Origin of the sequence: Bradyrhizobium sp. 62B (genome assembly GCF_030272265.2) — a bacterium.
GTDB lineage: Bacteria > Pseudomonadota > Alphaproteobacteria > Rhizobiales > Xanthobacteraceae > Bradyrhizobium.
In genome coordinates this window covers 3,509,310-3,532,467 of the sequence record NZ_CP092841.2, presented here as the reverse complement: position 1 = coordinate 3,532,467, position 23,158 = coordinate 3,509,310, and the positions used below count along the sequence as shown (strand labels likewise).

General features: G+C 64.6%; 24 protein-coding genes. 13 read left to right on the top strand and 11 right to left on the bottom strand.

Annotated features, from left to right (window positions below; translation table 11 throughout):
* The first annotated feature begins 55 nt into the window (after window positions 1–55).
* The 3 genes from ML401_RS16560 (at window position 56) to ML401_RS16550 (ending at window position 1,692) form a co-directional block, all read left to right on the top strand.
* Window positions 56–643: a formyltransferase family protein gene (locus tag ML401_RS16560; RefSeq protein ID WP_211416955.1), complete on the top strand. Its 588-nt coding sequence runs from the start codon at window positions 56–58 to the stop codon at window positions 641–643.
* Window positions 644–851: 208 nt separating this feature from the next.
* Window positions 852–1,202: a hypothetical protein gene (locus ML401_RS16555; RefSeq protein WP_211417491.1), complete on the top strand. Its 351-nt coding sequence runs from the start codon at window positions 852–854 to the stop codon at window positions 1,200–1,202.
* A complete protein-coding gene (locus tag ML401_RS16550; protein ID WP_259208954.1) occupies window positions 1,147–1,692 on the top strand; it encodes a hypothetical protein in 546 nt (181 codons plus the stop codon). The genes ML401_RS16555 and ML401_RS16550 overlap by 56 nt, the downstream gene beginning before the upstream one ends.
* Before the next feature lie 51 nt (window positions 1,693–1,743).
* Here ML401_RS16550 and ML401_RS16545 read toward each other — a convergent pair whose 3' ends face one another.
* On the bottom strand, window positions 1,744–2,142 hold the full coding sequence (locus tag ML401_RS16545; protein WP_285812478.1) for a RidA family protein: 399 nt from the start codon (window positions 2,140–2,142) through the stop codon (window positions 1,744–1,746).
* Between the two features lie 150 nt (window positions 2,143–2,292).
* Between ML401_RS16545 and ML401_RS16540 the strand changes: the two genes are divergently transcribed.
* Both ML401_RS16540 and ML401_RS16535 read left to right on the top strand, forming a co-directional pair.
* A complete protein-coding gene (locus tag ML401_RS16540) occupies window positions 2,293–3,168 on the top strand; it encodes a DMT family transporter (protein WP_259208950.1) in 876 nt (291 codons plus the stop codon).
* A gap of 202 nt (window positions 3,169–3,370) precedes the next feature.
* On the top strand, window positions 3,371–4,801 hold the full coding sequence (locus ML401_RS16535) for a caspase family protein (RefSeq protein ID WP_285812477.1): 1,431 nt from the start codon (window positions 3,371–3,373) through the stop codon (window positions 4,799–4,801).
* 83 nt (window positions 4,802–4,884) lie between these two features.
* On the opposite strand, the gene ML401_RS16530 is transcribed toward ML401_RS16535, so the two are convergent.
* On the bottom strand, window positions 4,885–5,127 hold the full coding sequence (locus tag ML401_RS16530) for a BrnA antitoxin family protein (protein WP_100174824.1): 243 nt from the start codon (window positions 5,125–5,127) through the stop codon (window positions 4,885–4,887).
* A 3-nt stretch (window positions 5,128–5,130) separates the two neighbouring features.
* Window positions 5,131–6,108, bottom strand: coding sequence for a cysteine synthase A (cysK, locus tag ML401_RS16525; RefSeq protein WP_194408033.1), 978 nt, complete (start codon window positions 6,106–6,108; stop codon window positions 5,131–5,133).
* A gap of 223 nt (window positions 6,109–6,331) precedes the next feature.
* Between cysK and ML401_RS16520 the strand changes: the two genes are divergently transcribed.
* Window positions 6,332–6,550, top strand: coding sequence for a hypothetical protein (locus ML401_RS16520; protein WP_194408032.1), 219 nt, complete (start codon window positions 6,332–6,334; stop codon window positions 6,548–6,550).
* A 63-nt stretch (window positions 6,551–6,613) separates the two neighbouring features.
* Here the strand turns inward: ML401_RS16520 and tgt are convergent, their stop codons facing one another.
* Window positions 6,614–7,759, bottom strand: a complete 1,146-nt coding sequence (gene tgt, locus ML401_RS16515) for a tRNA guanosine(34) transglycosylase Tgt (RefSeq protein ID WP_285812476.1) — start codon at window positions 7,757–7,759, stop codon at window positions 6,614–6,616.
* Window positions 7,760–7,975: 216 nt separating this feature from the next.
* On the opposite strand from tgt, the gene ML401_RS16510 reads away from it, so the two are divergent.
* The 4 genes from ML401_RS16510 (at window position 7,976) to ML401_RS16495 (ending at window position 12,168) form a co-directional block, all read left to right on the top strand.
* Entirely contained in the window at window positions 7,976–9,157 is a 1,182-nt protein-coding gene (locus ML401_RS16510) for a patatin-like phospholipase family protein (protein ID WP_285812475.1), read from the top strand.
* Between the two features lie 127 nt (window positions 9,158–9,284).
* Window positions 9,285–10,028 (top strand): TetR/AcrR family transcriptional regulator, encoded by a 744-nt coding sequence (locus tag ML401_RS16505; RefSeq protein WP_211416947.1) that lies wholly within the window; start codon window positions 9,285–9,287, stop codon window positions 10,026–10,028.
* Window positions 10,029–10,280: 252 nt separating this feature from the next.
* Entirely contained in the window at window positions 10,281–10,880 is a 600-nt protein-coding gene (locus ML401_RS16500) for a PepSY domain-containing protein (RefSeq protein ID WP_285812474.1), read from the top strand.
* A gap of 250 nt (window positions 10,881–11,130) precedes the next feature.
* Entirely contained in the window at window positions 11,131–12,168 is a 1,038-nt protein-coding gene (locus ML401_RS16495) for an aspartate-semialdehyde dehydrogenase (RefSeq protein ID WP_285812473.1), read from the top strand.
* Between the two features lie 163 nt (window positions 12,169–12,331).
* On the opposite strand, the gene queA is transcribed toward ML401_RS16495, so the two are convergent.
* The 5 genes from queA to coaD all read right to left on the bottom strand — a co-directional run bounded on the left by queA (window position 12,332) and on the right by coaD (window position 15,527).
* A complete protein-coding gene (gene queA / locus ML401_RS16490; RefSeq protein ID WP_211416944.1) occupies window positions 12,332–13,405 on the bottom strand; it encodes a tRNA preQ1(34) S-adenosylmethionine ribosyltransferase-isomerase QueA in 1,074 nt (357 codons plus the stop codon).
* A 129-nt stretch (window positions 13,406–13,534) separates the two neighbouring features.
* Window positions 13,535–13,999: a peptidylprolyl isomerase gene (locus ML401_RS16485; RefSeq protein ID WP_211416943.1), complete on the bottom strand. Its 465-nt coding sequence runs from the start codon at window positions 13,997–13,999 to the stop codon at window positions 13,535–13,537.
* Window positions 13,996–14,421 carry a hypothetical protein gene (locus tag ML401_RS16480; protein ID WP_211416942.1) on the bottom strand — a complete coding sequence of 142 codons (426 nt, stop codon included), beginning with the start codon at window positions 14,419–14,421 and terminating at the stop codon, window positions 13,996–13,998. The genes ML401_RS16485 and ML401_RS16480 overlap by 4 nt, the downstream gene beginning before the upstream one ends.
* 9 nt (window positions 14,422–14,430) lie before the next feature.
* Complete coding sequence (locus ML401_RS16475) at window positions 14,431–14,994, bottom strand: peptidylprolyl isomerase (RefSeq protein ID WP_285812472.1); 564 nt, start codon at window positions 14,992–14,994, stop codon at window positions 14,431–14,433.
* A 35-nt stretch (window positions 14,995–15,029) separates the two neighbouring features.
* Complete coding sequence (gene coaD / locus ML401_RS16470) at window positions 15,030–15,527, bottom strand: pantetheine-phosphate adenylyltransferase (RefSeq protein ID WP_194408021.1); 498 nt, start codon at window positions 15,525–15,527, stop codon at window positions 15,030–15,032.
* A 272-nt stretch (window positions 15,528–15,799) separates the two neighbouring features.
* On the opposite strand from coaD, the gene ML401_RS16465 reads away from it, so the two are divergent.
* Together ML401_RS16465 and ML401_RS16460 are read left to right on the top strand one after the other, a co-directional pair.
* Window positions 15,800–16,057, top strand: coding sequence for a hypothetical protein (locus ML401_RS16465; protein ID WP_194408020.1), 258 nt, complete (start codon window positions 15,800–15,802; stop codon window positions 16,055–16,057).
* Between the two features lie 180 nt (window positions 16,058–16,237).
* On the top strand, window positions 16,238–18,091 hold the full coding sequence (locus tag ML401_RS16460) for a potassium transporter Kup (protein ID WP_194408290.1): 1,854 nt from the start codon (window positions 16,238–16,240) through the stop codon (window positions 18,089–18,091).
* Between the two features lie 56 nt (window positions 18,092–18,147).
* Here ML401_RS16460 and gyrA read toward each other — a convergent pair whose 3' ends face one another.
* Both gyrA and ML401_RS16450 read right to left on the bottom strand, forming a co-directional pair.
* The gene (gene gyrA, locus ML401_RS16455; RefSeq protein WP_285812471.1) at window positions 18,148–20,880 is read right to left on the bottom strand and encodes a DNA gyrase subunit A; all 2,733 of its coding nucleotides are present in this window, start codon (window positions 20,878–20,880) and stop codon (window positions 18,148–18,150) included.
* 355 nt (window positions 20,881–21,235) lie between these two features.
* The gene (locus ML401_RS16450; RefSeq protein ID WP_063194610.1) at window positions 21,236–21,733 is read right to left on the bottom strand and encodes a single-stranded DNA-binding protein; all 498 of its coding nucleotides are present in this window, start codon (window positions 21,731–21,733) and stop codon (window positions 21,236–21,238) included.
* 579 nt (window positions 21,734–22,312) lie between these two features.
* On the opposite strand from ML401_RS16450, the gene ML401_RS16445 reads away from it, so the two are divergent.
* Window positions 22,313–23,005, top strand: coding sequence for an outer membrane protein (locus tag ML401_RS16445; RefSeq protein ID WP_211416939.1), 693 nt, complete (start codon window positions 22,313–22,315; stop codon window positions 23,003–23,005).
* Window positions 23,006–23,158 lie beyond the last annotated feature (153 nt).

Genomic DNA, 23,158 nt, shown 5'->3' with positions numbered 1-23,158 from the left:
GCGGCCGGACGTGTTATCGGGGGACGACGCAGTTGCGAGACCGGATCGGAAACCCATGCGCATTACCCTCGTCGGCTCCCGCCATTTCGGAGTGACCACCCTGAACATGCTCCGGGAGCACGGCGTCTCGATCGTTCGGGTCGTGGTGGCCGATGCCGAGGATCGCCTCGCTGCGACCGCCAGTGCGGCCGGCATCGAGGTCGTGGTACAGGCCAATCCGAAGCTGGTGGTCGCTTCCGAGATTGCCCCCGATACCGACCTGATCATCACGGCGCACAGCCACGCTCGAATCGGCAAGGACGCGCTCGCCGCCGCCAAGCTCGGCGGGATCGGCTATCACCCCTCGCTGCTGCCGCGGCATCGCGGCAAGGCTGCGGTGGAATGGACCATCAAGGAAGGTGATCCAATCGCCGGCGGCACGATCTACCATCTCGCCGACCGCATGGACGCCGGTGCCATCGCCGCCCAGGATTGGTGCTTCGTCAAGAAGGGTGAGACGGCGCGGGAGCTCTGGGAGCGCGCGCTGGCGCCGCTCGGCCTCAAGCTGCTGGCCGATGTGATCGACTACGCCAAGGTCCACAAGGCGCTGCCCGCCAAGACTCAGGACGAGCAGTTCGCGACCTCCGCGCCAAGCCTCCAGTGAAGCCCTTCGAATCCTGTCCTGAAGCTCTCTGCCCGACGTTTACCCTTAACGTGAAGCCGCGTTGATTCTGCTTGGAAAATCGAACCCGGAAACGCAAATAAACCATTGTTTCCGCAGGAACAATTTTCGATTTGGCATTGCAACAAATTTCCGTCACATTTGGTCCAGATAAGCGGCAGCATATCAGACACATTGAAGGACGGAATTTATGCGTTTTGCTCGCATTGCGGTGTTCTGTGCCGCTTCAGTTTTCACCGGCACCCTCGCCGCTTCCGCCTTTGCCCAGACCCCCTATGACGGCAATTGGCAGGTCACGATCGTGACCAAGAGCGGCTCCTGCGAGCCGACTGCGAGCTCCATGCTGACGGTTGCTGACGGCAGGATCACTGCCCCCGGCGCTAACGTTTCCGGCACCATCGGCAGTGGGGGACTTGTGAAGGTTTCGATCAATGGTGCATATGCTAACGGTCAACTCAGCGGCAACGCCGGATCGGGGAAGTGGAATGGAGCATCTGCAGGCATACCGTGCAGCGGGCGATGGGAAGCGTCGCGCCAATAAACCAATCGAGGCTCACGGCCGGAACCGGCGGCTGCTGATGGCGGCCGCCGTTTTGTTTGCGGCGGGAATTGTCACCTCCGAAAGCAAGGCCCAGTCCGGCCCGTTCGCCCCGATGGCAGGCAGCTGGAGCGGCGCCGGCACCGTGACCCTGGACGACGGTTCGACCGAACGAATCCGCTGCCGGGCCAAATACGCCCCGATCGGTCCGACCATGGAGATGTCGCTGACCTGCGCCAGCGACGCTTACAAGTTCAACCTCGCAGCCAGCGTCAAGGCTGAAGGCAGCGCCATCACCGGCAGCTGGTCCGAGGCTAGCCGTAATATCTCCGGCTCGCTCCAGGGCCGCGGCGGCGGCGGGAACTTCGAGGTGGTCGCCTCGGCCGCCGGCTTCAATGCCAATATCGGGCTGAAGACGAGCGGCAACAAGCAGACCGTCACCATGCGCGCGGACAGCCAGTTCCGCGGCGCCAATATCTCGCTGTCGAAATAGCGCGGCAGTCGATCTGACAATCGATCCGGCCCCCGCGCCGGATCGATTTTTTTATGCGTCCGGCACGAACGCCGTGACCTCGATCTCGACCTTGGCCCGCTCGTCCACGAGACCGCCGATATAGAGCAGCGTCGAGGGCGGGAAATTGCGCCCGAGCGTTTCCTTCCAGGCAGCGCCAATGCCGGCACCGGCTGCTTCATATTCGCTGCGGCTGGTCAGGTACCAGGTCAGGCGGACGATGTGCTCGGGTCCTGCGCCGGCCTCACCCAGAAGCTTGATGATCCGCCTCAGCGCACCTTCGACCTGCGCCGCCATGTCGGGCGCATAATTGCCGGTGTCGTCGCCACCGGTCTGGCCCGCCAGGACCACCCAGCGACCCGGCCCCTCGACCACGACGCCATGGGAAAAGCCACGCGGTTTCTTCCATTCGGCCGGCTGCAAGATGCGCATGAGCGAAGCTCTCCCGATTTTGTCGTTGTTCGATGATGCCTAGCACGACCTCGTGCATCGCTGCATCCGCAGATTTGGACGTTGCAAACGGCAGCGATGTCGCCGATACCGGCCGTCCTTTCACATTCCATTCTCCTGCAATCAGCGCCGATGAGCACGACACCGTCCAAAACGATGGCTGCACTGTGGATGGCCGGCTGGCTGTCGCTGATGCTGGTCATGGCGGTTGCCGGGCGCGAGACCACGCGCGAGCTGAACGTCTTCCAGATCATGGAAGTGCGCTCGGTGATCGGGTTCACGCTCCTCCTCCCGATCATCTACCGCGCCGGTGGCTTCAAGGCGGTCGCGACCAAGCGCCTGCCGCAGCACCTCGCGCGCAATGGGGTCCACTACTTTGCCCAGCTCGGCTGGTTCTACGCACTGACGCTGATCGGAATCGGACAGGTCGTCGCGATCGAATTCACCATGCCGATCTGGACCGCCGTGCTGGCCGCGACGTTCCTGTCTGAACGCATGACGCTCTGGAAGATCGTCGCCGTCGCGCTCGGCATCGTCGGCGTCGTCATGATCGTGCGGCCCGCCACCAGCGAGATCAATCCGGGTCAATTGATCGCGCTCGGGGCTGCGATCGGCTTCAGCATTTCCATGATCTTGGCGAAGTCGCTGACCCGGACCGAAACCGCATTGTCGATCCTGTTCTGGATGATCGTGGTGCAGGCCGTCGTGGGCTTGCTGCCGACCCTTGCCGTGTGGATCTGGCCGTCGCCTCGTTTGTGGGGTTGGTTGTTCGTCATTGGAGTCTGCGGCACTTTCTCGCACTATTGCCTCGCCAGTGCGCTCCGGTACGCGGATGCGACGATCGTGGTTCCCATGGACTTCCTGCGGGTTCCACTGACTGCGACGGCCGGCTGGCTGCTCTATTCCGAGCGGCTCGACGGCTGGACCGTGCTCGGCGCCGCGTTGATCCTGTGCGGCAACCTCCTGAATTTGAAGCCGGTGCCGGCGGTTCCCGCCCGCGCGCAGTGAACCTCGCGCCGCCTCGTGCGACAAAATCAAGTGGCCATGTGATTTGGATCACGTTGGAGCGGCGCTCCACCGTGCACATTCGGCCACACAGCAGCGGGTTGAACGGAACGTCCCTGCCCTTTGGGTGGCGCGAGGTCGGGCACTTCGTGTAGGTTCGTTGCCAATTCGTTGCTGCCTGCAATTCGATTCTGGGGATTTCAGAATGCGCTATCTCACCCTCCTCGCTTCGCTGATGTGCATGGCGTTGTCGGTCAGTGCCGCGAAGGCTGACCGCCGCGTTGCCTTCGTCGTCGGCAACGGCTCCTACAAGAACGTCGCGCAATTGCCGAACCCGCCGATCGACGCCAAGGCGATGGCATCGACGCTGCGCAATGTCGGCTTCGAGGTGATCGAAGGCTCCAATCTCAGCCGCGACCAGATGACAGAAAAGCTGCTCGATTTCGGGCGCAAGGCGCAGGGCTCCGACATCGCGCTGTTCTATTATGCCGGCCACGGCATCGCCGTGAGCGGCACGAACTACCTGCTGCCCGTCGACGCCGACATCAAGTCGGAGATGGACGTCAAGCTGGGCGCTGCCATCAACATCGACCTGACGCTCGAGCAGACCATGGGCGATGCCAAGGTCAAGCTCGTCTTCCTCGACGCCTGCCGCGACAATCCGTTCGCCGCCAAGATCAAGTCGAACTCCGCGACCCGCAGCGTCAACGTGCAGAGCGGTCTTGCCGAGATGAAATCCGGTGAAGGCACCCTGATCGCATTCGCCACCGGCCCGGGGCAGACCGCGCTCGACGGTCAGGAGGGCAACAACAGCCCGTTCACCCGTGCGCTGATCGACAACATCACCAAGCCCGGCATCGAGATCCAGCAGGCGATGACGTCGGTGCGCGCCCAGGTCAATGAAGAGACCCGCAAGGGTCAGCTGCCCTGGGGCCACACCAACCTGACCGGCTCGGTCTATCTCAACCAGGCCCCGACCACGCAGGTCGCCAACGCAGCCCCGACCGCTGCCGGCATGGTGCCGGCTGCGGCTGGCGGCTCGGACGGCGTCGAGCTCGAATATTGGCGCTCGGTGAAGGAGTCCAATAAGCCTGAGGAGCTCAACGCCTACCTCTCCGCCTATCCGAACGGTCAGTTCAAGGCGCTGGCTCTGGCGCGCCTCGCCGCCATCAAGAGCGGCCCCTCGACCGCGACGCGCACGCTCAACGCCGGTGTCGATCCCGCAACCTTCACCGATGAGGCCACGCAGGTCACGGAGGACCAGGCCGGCCTCGACAAGAACAAGCGCCGCGACGTGCAGCGTCGACTGACGGCGCTCGGCTTCGACACCAAGCCGACCGGCGTGTTCGATGACGAGACGCGATCCGTGCTCAAGCGCTGGCAGACGGCGCGCGGCTATCCCTCATCGGGCTACCTCAACAAGCTCCAGCACAAGGCCCTGCTCTCGGAGATCGTAGCTGCCCCGGCGACCGCGAGCGACACCAGCCAGAAGCCCGCCCGGCGCGCCGCCAGCGCCCCGGCCCAGAGCAGCGCGCCGGCTCCGGCGCCCCATCGCAGCAATCCCGGCGATGCCGCCGGTGCGGCCTTCGTCGGCGGCGTCGTCGGCGGCATGATGGGCGGCATGTTCCGCCGCTGAGGCGAGATGCCCATCCAAGAACCACAGAAGCCCGGCTCGCGCCGGGCCTTTTCGTTGACCGTTCTCGCACGTGAGAGCTGGCGCTACTTCCCCGCGGCCTTTCGCAGCGCCTCGTTGATGCGGTCCTGCCAGCCGGGGCCGCCCTCCTGGAAGAACTCCAGCACGTCCTGGTCGATGCGCAGCGTGACCTGCTCCTTGATGCCGGGAGCGACGTTCTGCTTGGGCGGCGCCGCGGCGACCTTGGCCGTCACCTTCTTGAACGCTGCCTCTGCTTCGGTCCTGGCATCGCCGAGCGTGCGCGGCCGCCGCGGTGGTTGGTCCGCCATGTCCTAGATCCCCTCAAACAGCGCCGTCGAAAGATACCGCTCGGAGAAGGACGGCACGATCGCCAGGATGGTCTTGCCGGCGGCTTCCGGCCGCTTGCCAATCTCAAGCGCAGCCGCAATCGCAGCTCCAGAGGAGATGCCGCCCGGAATGCCTTCATGCCGCGCCAGCGCGCGTGCGGTCTCGATCGCCGTCGTCGAGTTGATCTTCACGATCTCGTCGATCACCGCGCGATCGAGGATATCAGGGACGAAGCCGGCGCCGATGCCCTGGATCTTGTGCGGCGTATGCTGCCCGCCCGACAGCACCGGGCTCTCCTCCGGCTCGACCGCGACGACGCGAAGTGAGGCCTTGCGCGGCTTGAGCACCTGGCCGACGCCGGTGATCGTGCCGCCGGTGCCAACACCAGCGACGAAGAAGTCGATATCGCCGGCGGTGTCGTTCCAGATCTCCTCCGCGGTGGTGCGGCGGTGCACCTCGGGATTGGCGAGGTTCTTGAACTGCTGCGGCATCACCGAGTTCGGCGTCGTCTTCAACAGCTCCTCGGCGGCGGCGATCGCGCCCTTCATGCCTTGCGCGGCCGGCGTCAGCACCAGTTCGGCCCCGAGAAAAGCCAGCATCTTGCGCCTCTCGATCGACATCGATTCCGGCATCACCAGCTTAAGGCGGTAGCCGCGCGACGCCGCCACGAAGGCCAGCGCAATGCCGGTATTGCCGGAGGTCGGCTCGATCAGCACGGTGTCGGGCTTGACGATGCCGGCCTTCTCCATCGCGATGATCATGGCCGCGCCGATGCGGTCCTTCACGCTTGCGGCTGGATTGAAATATTCAAGTTTTGCCAAAATCGTCGCATTCACGCCGTGCATTCCGGGCAGCCGACGCAAGCGCACGATCGGCGTGTTGCCGAAGGCCTCGACGATCGAGTCATAGATCCGGCCACGGCCGGGTTGGTGCGCTGCACCCGTGTTGGACGATGCGTCCATGATGAACTCCCTATGGCGACGATTTGCAGTTCTATCGCGCTCTTGCGCAGTTACAGACAGCTTGCGGCGACGCGCAAGCGGCAATGCGGCACATGTTAAATACGCTGCATCGCAAAAATCGCGTGAGCTGCAAACATCAGAAAACCAACGCATTTGTGTTGCGACCTCGTCAACAGCTTCTGCTTATGTTAGACTTATGTCTCAAAGCAGGGAGGTCACCACGATGTCAGCAGTTGCTGAAGTGTTGTCGACCGTCGCGCCGAACCGCGATCCGCGTTGCAGCGAGTTGCCCACCTGTCCCGTCTGCGCCGATTCCATGGTCGCCGCCGAAGCATCCGCCTACGTCTCGGACCAAATGATCAGCTATCTCTGGACCTGCGATAATTGCGGCTATGGCTTCGTCACCAAGCATGCCGTCAAGACCCGGTTCGTGTGCAACTAGCGTCATTGCCGAGCATGATCTCGTCGGAAAACCGCTTCACACTTTTCCGGATCATGCTTTGCCCTAGCGCGGGGCGATGTCGCCCTTCGCCCAGTCCTCGCGCGTACGCTGATAGAACTCCTCGAATTTTCCCTGTGCGATCGCGTCCCTGATGCCCAGCATCAGGAACTGGTAGTAAGCGATATTGATTTCGGACAACAGCATCGCCCCGAGAGTCTCGCCCGCCTTGACGAGATGGTGCAGATAGGCGCGCGCGCAGTTGCGCGCCGACGGCCATGAGCTCTCCTCATCCAGCGGGCGCGGATCGTCGGCGTGGCGCGCGTTGCGGAGGTTCACCTGACCGAAGCGGGTGAAGGCGACGCCGTGCCGGCCATTGCGCGTCGGCATCACGCAATCGAACATGTCGATGCCGCGCTTCACGGCCTCGAGGATGTCGTCGGGCGTGCCGACGCCCATCAGATAGCGCGGGCGCTCTGTCGGCAGCACCGGCGCGGTCTCGTCGATCATCGCCAGCATCACCGCCTGCGGCTCGCCGACGGCAAGGCCGCCGATCGCATAGCCATGGAAGCCGATCGCGGTCAGGCCTTCCGCACTCGCATGCCGCAGTTGCGGCACGTCGCCGCCCTGCACGATGCCGAACAGCATGTAGCCGTCGGGAGCGCTCTCGAAGGCGCGCTTCGAGCGCTCGGCCCAGCGCAGCGACAATTGCATCGCGCGCTCGATGTCGGCGTGCTCGGCCGGCAGCCGCACGCACTCGTCCATCTGCATGGCGATGTCCGAGCCGAGCAGGCGCTGCACTTCGATCGAGCGCTCCGGCGACAGCTCGACCTTGGCACCGTCGATATGCGAGCGGAAGGTGACGGCGTGCTCGCTGATCTTGCGCAGGTCCGCCAGCGACATCACCTGGAAGCCGCCGGAATCCGTCAGCATCGGACCGTTCCAGCCGGTGAACCGCTGCAAGCCGCCGAGTGCCGCGATCCGCTCGGCGCTCGGACGCAGCATCAAATGATAGGTGTTGCCGAGCACGATGTCGGCGCCGGCATCGCGGACCTCGCGCCAGTGCATGCCCTTCATGGCACCCGCGGTGCCGACCGGCATGAAGGCCGGCGTCCGCACCACGCCGTGCGGCGTGGTCAGGCGTCCGGTGCGCGCGGCGCCATCGGTGGCGAGCAACTCAAAGTGATTGGGAAGGTCATTGTCGGGATTCATGGCCGTGCTTATTACGTGTCGGAGGAAGCCGATCAACCCGCATCGACCTGCGCAGCGGTCAGTCGATGCCTCAGACTGGGACACAATCGCGGCGAATATTCACCCCGCCAGTCTTGTTAAACAAAACGATACCGTGTAGTTTTACTACGGGGCTGGACGAGATGCTGCGGCTAAACGCGCCGGCGGCGTCAACCGTGTGATCGCCAGCCACCGACAATGCCCCTTCCTTCGTGTTCGACTGATATCCCTGGCCGTTCCCGTGACCGGATCAGGCAGGCAGGCCGCCTGATCGGAGTCCTGGTCCTGACGTGCGGCCTGGCGCTCGCCGCCTGCACCTCCCTGCCCCGCACGCCCTATACGGCCGCAGAAGCCAGCACCTCGCGCGTGCTCGATATCGACGGCCTCAGGCGCTACGCCGACGACCCTGTCACGAAATTCAGCTTCGAGAAAGACAGCAGCTACGCGACGAAGTCCTATCTGGCGCTCTCCGGCGGCGGCGCCGATGGCGCCTACGGCGTCGGCGTGCTCAACGGCTGGACCGCGGCGAGAACCCGCCCCACCTTCTCCGTCGTCTCGGGCGTGAGCACCGGCGGCCTGATCGCGCCGTTCGCGTTCCTGGGTTCGCAATACGACGACACGCTGAAAGAGGTCTACACCAGCGGCATCGCGGAAAGCCTGCTCAGCGATCCCAGCATCATGCGCGTGCTGTTCGGATCCGGCCTGTTCGGCAACACGCGGCTGCGCGAGCTCGTGGCGCGCTATGTCGGGCCTGAGATCGTGGCGCAAGTTGCGCGCGAAAACGCCAAGGGCCGGAAGCTGTTGGTGGTGACGACCGATCTCGACACCCAGCGCACCGCGATCTGGGACATGGGCAAGATCGCCGCGGTCGGCACGCCCGAAGCGGTCAAGCTGTTTCGCGACGTGATGGCGGCCTCCGCCAGCATTCCCCTGGTGTTTCCGCCCATCATGATCGACGCCGAGGGCCAGGGCCGCAAGTTTCAGGAGATGCATGTCGACGGTGGCGTGACCGCGCCGGTGCTGACGCTGCCGGAAGCCCTGCTATTCCAGGGCAGCCGACTGCCGGGCAGCGCGAGGATGGACATCTACATCCTCGTCAACAAGAAGATCGAACGCAATTTCGAGCTCGTCTCCAACGGCACCATCGATGTCGCCTCGCGCAGCCTGTCGGCGATCACCCAGTCACAGACGCGCTCGATCATCTTCTCGACCTATGATTTCGCCAAGCGCAACCGTCTCGGCTTTCATCTCTCCTACATCGCGCGCGACTATCCGCCGCCGCCGTCGGAAGGCTTCGACACCGCCTATATGCGGGCGCTCTATCAATACGGATATGACAAGGCCGCTTCGGGTCAGGCCTGGAGTTCGACGGTGCCGTGAGACGGAACGCCGCCCTGCCGAAACCGTTGACGATATGGCCAATTCGGCCAGATTCGCGATGACGCATCGACTCCTGCGCGATATAGAGCGAATGACGACTGTCAGAAACGCGCAGGAATCATTGGGCATGGGATTGACTGCGACCAGGACGAGAGCGGCTGCGCCGCGGCGCGAGGTGCCGAAGTCGCGCGGCGGCCGGCCGACGAAGACCGCCGCGATCGAGCGCGACCAGCGGCTGATCGAGGTCGCCACCCGCCTGTTCCTGGATCGCGGCTTCGACGCAACCTCGCTCGATGCGGTCGCGGAAGCGGCCCGGGTGAGCAAGCCCACCGTCTATTCCCGCTACGGCGACAAGCGCGGCCTGTTCGCCGCCGTGCTGAGGCGCGAGATCGCGCGCTGGCTCGCGCCGTTGTCGGCAGCCGCCGAGACGCAGCTCTCCAGCGCCTCGGACATCCCGGTCGAGCAACGGCTGATCGAGATCGGACGCGAGATGCTGACGTTCACCTGCGGTCCGGACGCCGTCGCCTTCAGCCGCATGATGACGTCGCAGGCGATCAATTTCCCTGATGTCGCCAAGCTCGGCAAGGAGGAAGGCTGGCTCAAGGCGGTCGCCACCACCGCGCGCTTCTTCGACAATCTGGTGGCGCAAGGCGCGCTCGATGTCGAGGATACCACCATTGCGGCCGAGGTATTCCTCGATGTGGTCGTTGGTCACACCCACCGCTTGGCGACCTTCGGAACGGCCCTCGAGATGAAGGCCGCCGAGAAGCGGATGCGCGTCGCGATCAAGCTGTTCCTGGCCGGCGCGCTCGGACCTGCGGACCGCGTCCAGAACACCAAAGCCGCGCCACGCCGCCGTCCCTCACGCTGACAATTCCGTGAACGCACGATCTATCCCCATGGCGACACGGGACGAGCCGTTGACCCAAATAAAACGATACGGTATGGTTTAGTTATAAGCGATACGGACCGCTTTTTTCACCAGCCCCAAAGGTGGCCCGTACCGCTGAGATCGCCGTGCCGGGTACAGCCCGGTGCGTCGCTCCGCGGCCGGCCGACGCCCAAGGCCGGCCGCGAATTCTTTACGATCATCCGGCACACTCGCTGGTCGAGGGTTTCGAGCATGACGACAGCCAAACGATGGACTTCAGGACTGCTGGCTATCGGCCTGTCCGCCCTGCTCCTCGCCGCGCCCGCCCGGGCGATCGTGACCGCGGGCACGCCGACTGCCCTTCACAGCGATGCAGATGGTGATGCCGAGGCCGACCGCCAAGCCATCAGCCGCGAGATCGAGCGTTTCCGCAGTTCGTCGATCTCGATCAGCCAGGCCATGGCGATCGCCGAAGCCCGTCACGCCGGCGCCACCACAGCGGATGTGAGTTTTGACGGAGCCGCCGGCGTGCCGGTGTATCGCGTGAAGACCCTGCACAACGACCGGATCTGGCGCCACACCATCAATGCAGCGACGGGCGAACTCGTCGGCGGAGAAGCTGCCCTCCCCCTCGCCGAGCTCGACAACGACGATCGCAGCAACCTTGTTGCCCTCGGTGCGATCAGGCACCGTCTCGCGGATGCCGTGCGTGTTGCCGAGCGCGCGGCCTCGGGCAAGGCGATCAGCGGTGGCCTCGTGCGCGAACGCGGCCGGCTCAATTTCGCGATCGTCGTGATCAGCGGCGACGACCTCAAGGAGGTCATCCTGGAGCCCCCGGGCGCCAGGAAATAGCGGCTGCTAGATAGCGGCAGGCTTCGCCCCCGGCATCGGCCGGGAACGAAAAGCCATTGACGGCCGCAAGACTCTCCCGCATAAGTCGCCGCCATGTTCACGACCACCAAACGCACGACCAAAACCACCACGGCCTCAGGGGCCCGGGGAGGCGTGCGCACGTAAGTCGTCGACTTAAACGCATCAGCTCTACGGCAAGCCCCGCCCTCGATGGACCGGGGCTTTTTTGTTGTCTTGTTCGCAAATCTCAATGGAGGACAAAGTGAGTAACGATCCTGTCGTCGCGATTGTCGGCGTCACCGGTGCGGTGGGCGCCGAATTCATCGCCACCATGGACAAGCGCGGCTTCCGCGTCGGCAAGCTCAAGGCGCTCGCCAGCGCCCGCTCGGCCGGCAAGACGGTGTCGTTCCGCGGTCAGCCGATCGTGATCGAAGAGCTGACCGAGCGGTCCTTCGAGGGTGTCGACATCGCCCTGTTCTCCGCCGGCGGCAGCATTTCGAAGAAGTATGCGCCGATCGCCGTCAAGTCCGGCGCGGTCGTGGTCGACAACTCCTCCGCTTTCCGCATGGACCCGAACGTGCCGCTGGTGATCCCCGAGATCAACGCGAACCGCATCAGGGATCACAAGGGCATCATCGCCAACCCGAACTGCGCGGCGATCACCGCGCTGGTGCCATTGTGGCCGATCCACCAGAAGAACCGCATCAAGCGCGTGATCATCTCGACCTACCAGGCCGCAAGCGGCGCCGGCGCCGCCGCGATGGAGGAGCTGGTCGAATCCACCCGCGCCAATCTCAACGGGCAGGTCTATACGCCGAAGGTGATGCCGCACCCCTACGCCTTCAATCTCTTCAACCACAATACCGCGGTCGACCCCGAGACCGGCTACAACGACGAGGAGACCAAGGTCATCAAGGAGACCCGCAAGATCTTCGAAGACGAGACAATCGCGATCGGCGTCACCTGCGTGCGCGTGCCGGTGCTGCGCGCACATTGCGAGGCCATCACCTTCGAATGCGAGAAGCCGATCAGCGAGGACCAGGTTCGCGCCATCATGGCGCAGGCGCCGGGCGTCAAGGTCGTCGACGACCGCGCCAGGAACTACTTCCCGATGCCGATCGACGCCTCGGGCCAGGACGACGTCCTGGTCGGCCGCATCCGCAAGGATCTGAGCGACCCCAGCGGCCATTCGATCTCGATGTTCGTCGCGGCCGATCAGCTGCTCAAGGGCGCAGCGCTGAACGCGGTGCAGATCGCCGAGTTGCTGCCGCAGCGCGTGATGGCATAGTCGATGTCGTAGCAACCGGTATCGTAGGGCGGGCGGAGCGCAGCGTGCCCACCAACTGTCTCGATCATGAAAAGATGGTGGGCATGGTGCTATGCCCGCCATCCCTCTCCGCATCCAGAAAAGACGTGCACACGCTTCGCTTTGCCCACCCTGCGGCGTAACGTCAGTCGTTCGCTCGAAACAGCAAACACGCATCCCCGTACGAATAAAACCGATACCCATTCGCGATGGCGTGCGCATACGCCGCCTTCATCGTCTCGAGCCCCGAGAAGGCCGACACCAGCATGAACAGCGTCGACTTCGGCAAATGGAAATTGGTCATCAGGATATCGACGGCGCGGAAGCGATAGCCAGGAGTGATGAAGATCGACGTCTCCGCCGCGAAGGGCTGGATGGTGCCATCCTCGCGTGCGGCGCTCTCAAGCAGCCGCAATGACGTGGTGCCGACCGCGACGATACGGCCGCCATTCTTTCGCGCCGTGTTGAGACGCTCTGCCGTCCCGGCCGAGATGGTGCCCCACTCGGCGTGCATCCTGTGGGCTTCGGTGTCCTCGACCTTCACCGGCAGGAACGTCCCTGCCCCGACATGCAGCGTGACCCTGTTGACGCCCACGTCGCGCGCGCGCAGCGCCTGCTCCAGTGCCGGGGTGAAATGCAGGCCCGCCGTCGGCGCGGCGACGGCGCCTTCGTTCGCCGCGAACATGGTCTGGTAGTCGGCGAGGTCCTGATCGTCGGGCGTGCGCTTGGAGGCGATGTAGGGCGGCAGCGGCGGGCTGCCGAGATCGGCGATGGCCTGGTCCAGCGCCGGGCCGTGGAACGAGAACGACAGCGTCACCTCGCCCTCAAGGCCCTTGGACTCGACCTCGGCGTCGAGATGGCCGAGCAGGCAGACCTTGCCTTCATTGCCGAAGCGGACCCGGTCGCCGGCGACGAGCTTCTTGGCGGGCTTCACCAGCGCCTGCCAGCGCGAGCCGTCGAGCCGCTTGATCAGCGTTGCCTCGATCCTGGGCTCCGTCTCGCGGCCGATGCGCCGGCCCTTCAGCTGCGCCGCGATCACCTTGGTGTCGTTGACGACGAGTTGGTCGCCCGGCTTCAGCCATTGCGGCAGGTCGGCAATCACCTGATCGCGCAGCACACCGTTCTCCACGACCAGCATCTTCGCGGAGTCGCGCGGGCTCGCCGGGCGCAATGCGATGCGCTCGGCGGGCAGGTCGAAATCGAACAGATCGGTGCGCATGAGCGCTGTCGCGCCTTGGTTCGCGTCATTCCGGGACGATGCGCAGCATCGAACCCGGAATCTCGAGATTCTCAGGTGCGCAATCGCGCACCATGGTTGACGCTTAGGCGCGCCCCGGAATGACCGCTATCAGGCCGCGTCCGCCGCCATCCGCGCTTTGACGATCTTGTCGGGATTCTGCACGGGCTCGCCGCGCTTGATCTTGTCGACGTTCTCCATGCCCTCGGTGACCTTGCCCCACACCGTGTACTGGTTGTCGAGGAAGCGGGCGTCGTCGAAGCAGATGAAGAACTGGCTGTCGCCGGAATCGGGATTGGCGGCGCGCGCCATCGAGGTGGTGCCGCGCACATGCGGCTCCTTGTTGAACTCGGCCTTCAGCTTCTTGCCGGAGCCGCCGGTGCCGGTGCCCTGCGGGCAGCCGGTCTGCGCCATGAAGCCGTCGATCACGCGGTGGAACACGATGCCGTCGTAGAAGCCTTCGCGGACCAGTTCCTTGATACGCGCGACGTGGCCGGGCGCCAGATCAGGCCGCATCTCGATGGTGACGGGGCCCTGCGTGGTCTCGAGGATCAGGGTGTTTTCGGTGACGCTCATGCTCGTCTCTCTTGCGTTGGGGGTGAAGTCTTGTCAGGCGACGTTTTGCGGTTACGGAACTGGATTGCGAATGGACGTCCCGCGGCGGCGCCGGCCATTGCATCGGTAAATGGCATCGGCGTGCAGCGTTGCAACGCCTCCATTACCGCGATCCGGTATTGCAGCCGGTCGTTGTCGGAGGCCTCCGCGGATTCATAGGTAATCCTCGGATGGCCCAGAATGTTTCCGGCCCGGTTAAAGCTCACGACGACGGTGATGTCGAGTGGGCGGGCCCTGGCGGGCGGCGGAGGTTTCCAGCAGGTGCGCAGATGCCGGAAGACGTCCTGGATGGTGTTGACCTTCGCGTCCTCGGCGGCCGCGCCGGAGAGGCCAAGCAGGAGCGCCGCGGCAGCTACGATGAGCTTTTTGCCACGGCGCGCCATCGCCACCTCTCATTTGATGTCGGAGGCGACCTGCACCTTCACCATCTTGTCGGGATCGGTCACGGCGCCGCCGGGGGAGCCGGGCGGCGCCTTCTTCAGCTTGTCGACGACGTCCATGCCCTGCACGACCTCGCCGACCACGGTGTACTGGTTGTCGAGGCTGCCGCCGTCGGCGAACATGATGAAGAATTGCGAGTTGGCGCTGTCGACGCTGTCGCCGCGCCGGGCCATGCCGACGATGCCGCGGGCAAAATGCACCTTGGAGAATTCCTGCTTCAGGTTCGGATATTTCGATCCACCGGTGCCGTTGAATTTCTCGCCGTCGCCGGTCTGCGCCATGAAGCCGTCCATGACACGATGGAACGGCACGTTGTTGTAATAGCCCTCGCGCGCGAGCTGCTTGATGCGCTCGGCATGCTGGGGCGCGATGTCGGTGCGCAGCTTGATGACGATGCGGCCCTTGGTGCTGTCGATGACGATGGCGTTGGCCTTATCGAGGTTGGCCGGCAATTGCTGCGCCACCGCGGGCAACGCGAACACGAGCGCGGCAAGAACTGCGAGAATTCGGATCATGACAACTCCGGATCAGAGAAAGAGGAAGCGCGCCGTTATCCGGCGAATTTTACCTTGAGCTGGGCCGCAACAATCGGCGGGACGAAGGTCGAGACGTCCCCGCCCATGCCGGCGATCTGGCGCACCAAAGTGGCGGTGATCGGGCGAACCATGGGAGAGGCCGGCAGGAAGACGGTATGCACTTCCGGCGCCATCGCCTCGTTCATGCCGGCGAGCTGCATCTCGTAATCGAGGTCGCTGCCGTCGCGCAGGCCCCGAATCATGATGGTCGCACCGTGCTTGCGCGCCGCGGTCACCGACAGGTCGTCAAACGTCACGGCTTCGAGCACGCAGCCGGCCTTGGCCGCCACCGGCCCGCAGACGTCATGGAGCATCTTGAGCCGCTCCTCGGTCGAGAACAGCGGCTTCTTGCCGGGGTGGACCCCGATCGCGACGACGAGCCTGTCGCACAGCGATACGCTGTGCCGGACCACGTCTAGATGGCCGTTGGTGATGGGGTCGAAGGAACCGGGATAGAAGGCGATACGCGGCATGGCCCCCCTCCTACCGCGCCCGGCCCGGGCCGGCAAGCCGGGCGGGTTCCTCGGCCTCTCCTTGGCCGTTTCCGGCAGAATATCCCGCCGGCCGTGTCGGCGACGGCCGGTTTGTTTCGTCCTGAGAGCGGCCACGAAACAAACCGGCGGGGACACGAAACCATTTCCCGCGCCGGCGAAGACGTCCGGAAACTGGCCATGGTTACTAATCCGGCCAACGAATGACGGGCCGCACACTGGGCGTAGGCGGCCGCATCACAGGGGACTGTCAAATGATCAAGGCTCTTTCAGCGATCGCTCTCTCTGCATGTGTTGCCGCAGCCCTCACCCTGCTGCCCGGCTTTGCCCCGACCGTCGAAGCCAGCGTGCCGCAGCCGCTGGCCAAGAGCGACCGGCTCGATATCCGCACCGTCGGAAAGGACTGCTCCCAGCAGGCCTGGCCGAACTTCGAGGTGTCCTGCCTGCGCCGTGCCGGCACCAAGGCGACCATCCGCGAGGCCCGCCTCGTGACCGCCAACCGGACCCCGTAGTCGGGTCTGTCAGCTTCGCGTCATATAATCCTGATGGAATTTTGCAACGCCCCATCGCAGACTGCGTGATGCTCGCGCCCGGCGGAATGGCCCGTCGGGCGCGATCCCATTGGGGGGCCGCCCTTGTCCAGTACGCCCGCAGTCGCTTCCGGCCACCATCCTGACCCGCTGCCGCTCGCCATGACCATGGGCGCCCTCGGCGTCGTCTATGGCGATATCGGCACCAGCCCCCTCTACGCCCTGAAGGAAGCCGCCAAGGCGGCCGCCCATGGCGGCACGCTCAGTCACGACGCTGTCCTCGGCGTCGCCTCGCTGATCCTCTGGGCGCTGCTGCTGATCATCTCGCTCAAATATGCGCTGTTGATCCTGCGTGCGGACAACCGCGGCGAAGGCGGCATCGTCGCGCTTCTGGCGCTGCTGCATGCCCGCCACGCCCAGCCCGGCACCTGGCGTGCCCATCTCCTGGTGGTCGGCCTGATCGGAGCCGCCCTGCTCTATGGCGATGGCGCGATCACGCCGGCCATCTCGGTGCTCAGCGCCATCGAGGGCCTCAAGGTCGATGCCCCCTCGCTCGCGCCCGCCGTGGTGCCCGTGACGGTCGTCATCCTGATCGGCCTGTTCATGATGCAGAAGCAGGGCACCGGCTTCATCGGCCGCATCTTCGGGCCGGTGATGCTGGCCTGGTTCGTCGTGCTCGCCGCGCTCGGCATCCACGGCATCGTCAAGGCGCCGGCGGTGCTGGCGGCGCTCAGCCCGTTCTATGCGTTCAATTTCCTGATCCACCAGGACTTCCACATCTCGTTCGGAATCCTCGGCGCGGCTTTTCTCGCGGTGACCGGCGGCGAGGCCATGTATGCCGACATGGGACATTTCGGTCGCCTGCCGATCCGGCTGGCCTGGTTCGCGATCTGCCTGCCCGCCCTGGTGCTGAACTATTTCGGCCAGGCCGCGCTGCTGATCACCGATCCCACGATGATCGAGAACCCGTTCTTCCAGCTCTGCCCCGACGCCCTGCACTACCTGCTCGTCGCATTCTCCGCGATCGCGACCGTGATCGCCTCGCAAGCGATCATCTCCGGCGTGTTCTCGCTGACGCAGCAATCGATCCAGCTCGGCTTCCTGCCGCGCATGCAGATCCGCCACACCACGAGCGATGCGATCGGCCAGATCTACGTGCCGCTGGTGAACTGGCTGCTTGCGGCTGCAACGCTGGGCGCCGTCCTGAGCTTCGGCTCCTCGGACGCCCTCGCCGGCGCCTATGGCATTGCGGTCTCGCTGCTGATGGCGATCACCACGCTGCTCGCCGCGCTGGTCGCGATCCAGTGGGGCTTTTCGCCCTGGCTGGTCGTTGCCGTGAACGGCTTCTTCTTCGTCATCGATCTGATCTTCTTCTCGGCCAACTCGATCAAGCTGTTCGAGGGCGGCTGGTTTCCGTTGCTGCTCGCCGGCCTCGTCGCCTTCCTGATGCTGACCTGGCGGGCCGGCGTGAGGCTGGTCGAGGCGGCACGCGCCCGGCTGCGTCAGCCCGAGGAGGACCTGATCGAGACCGCGGTCAACAAATGCCACGCGCGGCTGCCCGGGACCGCCGTGTACCTGGCCTCCGCGCCGCGCGGTGTGCCCCTCGCGCTCACCCAATTCGTCAGGCACAACCGCGTGCTGCACGAGCGCGTGCTGCTGGTCACCGTGCTGATCGAGGAATTGCCGCACATCGCGGACGAGGAACGCGCCGAGGTGATCGAGATCATCCCCGGCATCACCCGCGTGGTCCTGCACTACGGCTTCATGCAGAATCCGACGATCTATGAAGGGCTGAAACTGGTCTGCCGCCAGGGCAAGCTGGCCGGCATCGATCTCTCCGAGATCACCTATTACGTCGGCCGCGAGACCATCATCCCGCGCGAAGACGTGCCGGGCATGTGGGTCTGGCGCGAAAGCGTGTTCGCCTTCCTCCAGCGCAACGCTGAACGCTCGGCCGCGTTCTTCGGCGTGCCGACCAAGCAGGTCGTGGAGTTCGGCACGGAGCTGGAGATTTGACTGCGCGAATGGTGGGCGGCGAATAGCGAATAGGGAAGCCCCCTATTCGCCACTCGCTATTCGCCATTCGCCCCGTTGCCGCTCTCCGCCTCTTCCGTGATGTGCTCGACTGAGACCACGTGCTCGTCCTCGGCCGTGTCGAACACGATCACGCCTTGTGTCGAGCGGCCGGCGACGCGGATGCCTTCGACCGGGCAGCGGATCAACTGGCCCTTGTCGGTGACCAGCATGATCTGATCTGCATCCTCGACCGGGAACGAGGCAACCAGATTACCGTTGCGGTTGTTGACGCTCATGGCGACGATGCCTTTGCCGCCGCGGCCCGTCGTGCGGTACTCGTAGGACGAGGTCCGCTTGCCGTAGCCGTTCACCGACACGGTGAGCACGACCTGCTCCTGCGCCGACATCTCGGCATAACGCTCCTGCGCGAGCTGGAAGCTGCCGGATGTCTCCTCGGCCTCGGCGTCCACTTGCGCCTCTTCGGCCCCGGATTCGCCAGCGACCGCGCGGCGCATCTTCAGATACGCCGAGCGCTCGTCCGAGGTGGTCTCGACGTGGCGCAGGATCGCCAGCGAAATCACCTTGTCACCCTCGCCGAGCGCGATGCCACGCACGCCCATCGAGGTGCGCCCGGTGAACACGCGCACGTCGGTGACGGGGAAGCGGATGCACTGGCCGCCGGCGGCGGTCAGCAGCACGTCGTCGCGCTCGGTGCAGATCTGCACGTCGACGATCGCTTCATTGTCGTCGAGCTTCATCGCGATGATGCCGGAGCGGCGGACGTCGACGAAGTCCGACAGCTTGTTGCGCCGGACGTTGCCGCCCGTGGTCGCGAACATCACGTCGAGGTTGCCCCAGGTGGACTCGTCCTCCGGCAGCGGCATGATGGTGGTGATGCGCTCGCCCTGCTCCAGCGGCAGGATGTTGATCAGCGCCTTGCCGCGCGCGTTCGGCGCGGCCATCGGCAGGCGCCAGACCTTCTCCTTGTAGACCTGGCCGCGCGAGGAGAAGAACAGCACCGGCGTGTGCGTGGAGGCCACGAACAGGCGCGAGACGAAATCCTCGTCGCGGGTCTGCATGCCGGCGCGGCCCTTGCCCCCGCGGCGCTGCGCCCGATAGGCCGACAGCGGCACGCGCTTGACGTAGCCGGCGTGGGACACGGTGACGACCATGTCCTCGCGCTGGATCAGGTCCTCGTCCTCGACCTCGCCTTCCTGCTCGATGATGACGGTGCGGCGGGGCGTTGCGAACTCGGCCTTCACCTCGGCGAGCTCGGTCTTGATGATCTCGAGCACGCGGGCGCGCGAGCGCAGGATGTCGAGATAATCGGCGATCTCGCCCGCGAGCTTGTCGAGCTCGTCGCGGATTTCGTCGCGGCCGAGGGCGGTCAGGCGCTGAAGGCGCAGGTCGAGAATGGCCCTCGCCTGCTCCATCGACAGCCGGATCGTGCCATCCGCGCTGATGCGGTGGCGCGGATCGTCGATCAGCGTCAGCATGTCCTCGACGTCCCGGGCCGGCCAGTCACGCGACATCAGGGTGTCGCGGGCGGTGGTCGGGTCGGGCGAGGTCCGGATCACGCGGATCATCTCGTCGATATTGGCGACCGCGATCGCGAGACCAACGAGGATATGGGCCCGGTCACGCGCCTTGGCCAGCAGGTACTTGGTGCGCCGCGTGACGACCCGCTCGCGGAAGTCGACGAAGATGGCCAGCAGGTCCTTCAGATGCATGATCCGCGGACGGCCGCTGTCGAGCGCCACCATGTTGACGCCGAAGCTGGTCTGCAGCGGAGTGAACCTGTACAGCTGGTTCAGCACCACGTCCGGCACGGCGTCGCGCTTCAACTCGATGACCACGCGGTAGCCTTCGCGGTCGGATTCGTCGCGCAGGTCGCCGATGCCCTCGATCTTCTTTTCCTTGACCAGTTCGGCGATGCGCTCGACCATCGTCGCCTTGTTCACCTGGTAGGGAATCTCGGTGACGATGATCGCCTCGCGCTCCTTGCGGATGGTCTCGATCGCGACCTTGCCACGCATCACGATCGAGCCGCGGCCGAGGTGATAGGCCGAGCGGATGCCTTGCCGCCCAAGGATGACGCCGCCGGTCGGAAAATCCGGTCCCGGCACGATGTTGATGAGTTCGTCGATGGTCAGCGCGGGGTTGTCGATCAGCGCGATGCAGGCGTCGATGACCTCGCCGAGATTGTGCGGCGGGATGTTGGTCGCCATGCCGACCGCGATGCCGCCGGCGCCGTTGACGAGGAGGTTCGGGAACTTGGCCGGCAAGACCGACGGTTCGGTCTCGTTGTTGTCGTAGTTCGGCTGGAAGTCGACGGTGTCCTTGTCGATGTCGACCAGCAGGGCCAGCGCCGCCTTGGTCAGGCGCGCTTCGGTGTAACGATAGGCGGCCGCGGGATCGCCGTCGACCGAGCCGAAATTGCCCTGGCCGTCGATCAGCGGCACGCGCATGGAGAAGTCCTGCGCCATCCGGACCATGGCGTCGTAGATCGACTGGTCGCCATGCGGATGATATTTACCGATGACGTCACCGACCACGCGGGCGGACTTCACGTACTTCTTGTCAGGCGTGTGCCCCTGCTCGTTCATCGAGAACAGGATGCGGCGGTGCACCGGCTTCAGGCCGTCGCGGGCATCAGGCAGCGCCCGCGCCACGATCACGCTCATGGCGTAGTCGAGATAGGACTTCTTCATCTCCTCGAAGATGGAGACGGGGCGAATATCCGAGGGTTGCGCCGGCTGGTCGCCGGGCTTGTCGTCGTCGTCAGCCAAGGGGAAATCCGGTGAGGTTTTATCTGGGAATCATATAGCGCATCGGGGCCCTGATAACCACCCTTGCGGGCTCGAGGGAAGCGCTTTTTCCGCTTATTTTTCCAATAGCTTACGGCCTTGCAACGAGTGTCTCGGATGGGCATGGAACAGGCCCTTCGAAATCGCTTCGGCCACCTCAACGATCGCGCGGTGGCGCGCACCTCTTCGGCCTGGTTGCCCGGCGCGGTCAGAGTTCAACCCAAACATGAAGCGGGCCCGGAAATCCCGAGCCCGCCCTGTCGATTAGTAAGGTTTGCTGACACGACGTGGCAGGCGCGGCCCAACCTGCCGGCGCCCCCCTATCGTCAGACCGTCCTCAGAACGGGATATCGTCGTCCATGTCGCTGTTGCGGCCACCGCCGCCGGCGGCCACGGGACGGCGCGGCGCGCTGCTGACGGGTCCTGACGAGCCGAAATCACCGCCCGGCTCGTCGCCGAAGCTGCCGCCTCCACCGCCGCCGCTGCGGCCGTCGAGCATCGTGAGCGTCGAATTGAAGCCCTGGAGCACGACCTCGGTCGAATACTTCTCGACACCGCTCTGGTCGGTGTACTTGCGGGTCTGAAGCGCGCCCTCGATGTAAACCTTGGCGCCCTTCTTCAGATACTGTTCGACGATTTTGCAAAGCGGCTCTGAGAAGATCACGACGCGATGCCACTCGGTCTTCTCCTTGCGTTCGCCAGTATTCTTGTCGCGCCAGGTCTCCGAGGTGGCGATGCTCAAATTCGCAATCGGCCGCCCGTCCTGGGTGCGGCGGATCTCAGGATCCTTGCCGAGATTTCCAACCAGAATGACCTTGTTGACGCTTCCCGCCATCGCCGCTCTCCACTCCGAATGCCACTGATTTCAAAAGGCCGAGCGCGCTGCCCGCGTTCCTCTGCGCCCTGTTGAGGCGACCCTATACGCTTGCGGGCGCCGCTCAGCCCACCACCCCCAAGGTTATCCCCACATATAGCACCGACCTTCGCCACGTTCCAGATTTGTTCTTTCTGGCCGGGACCGAACAGAGCGCCACACGCACTCTGACTTTCACCGGCTAGGGAACCTCCCGGCCGCTCTGCCTGGAGCCTCACACGTTCTAAGCGCATCGCCGGAATTGCGACATCGGCATGATCAGCCTGAATGACCCCGGGCGGCCCACCACTCGTCAAGCACGGATATCTATCTGATATCCTTGGATGATTTAACGATCTAGCTCGCGCCCTCCTCTTCAGGCGGGGCGGGATTCAGGGGTTAAATAAGTCAGTAACCATCACCTTTCCGACCACTGTGGCTTTTCGGATACACAACTTGCGGCTTCAGTGGTGTAAGCACGGCATCAGTTGGGCCGTTGAGTCCGCTGCCCTTCCGTCCGCGGAAGGCAACAACAGAAACTGGGACTGGGATTAGTTGAAAATGAAAAAGGTTTTGTTGGCTTCGGCCTGTTTGTTCGCTCTGGCGGCCCCCGCTTCGGCTGCTGATCTCGCGGCGCGCCCCTACACCAAGGCTCCGGTCGCTCCGATGGCTTCGGTCTACAACTGGACCGGCTTCTATCTCGGTGTCGTTGGTGGCGGCGCTTGGGAAAACGCTTCGGGCGACCCGAAGATGAAGGGCGGCTTCGTCGGCGGCACCGCCGGCTACAACTGGCAGACCGGCAACGTCGTGTTCGGCCTCGAGGCCGATGCTGCGTGGGCTGACGTCAGCGCGTCGGTCACCGGTCCGGTCCTCGTCCCCGGCTTCGGTGTTGCCACGGCGACCCTGAGCTCGAAGACGGATGCGATGGGCACCGTTCGCGGCCGTATCGGCTGGGCCGTCAACAACGTGCTGTTCTACGGCACGGGTGGCTATGCCTGGATCGACAACAAGCTGAGCGCCAGCGCTCTCGGCGTGACCATCTCCGACAGCAAGTTCCACTCCGGCTGGACCGTCGGTGCGGGCGTCGAAGCGTTCTTCGCTCCGAACTGGACCGTCAAGGGCGAGTACCTCTATCGCAGCCTCGGCGGCGAGACCTACTTCTCGGGCGCCCTGCCCACCGGCACGCTCAACTTCCACACCGTGCAGGTCGGCGTGAACTATCACTTCGGCGCCCCGGTCGTCGCCAAGTACTGAGCTTCGACTTAAACGCTACCCGCGCTACGAAAGGCCGGCCTTGTGCCGGCCTTTTTGTTTGCCCTTGCTCGTTGTTTGCCCGCTCGTTCGCCTGCCGCGTTCTACAGTTCCGCGCCCGCCTGCTGCCAGATGCCGCCAGCGCGCCAACATTCC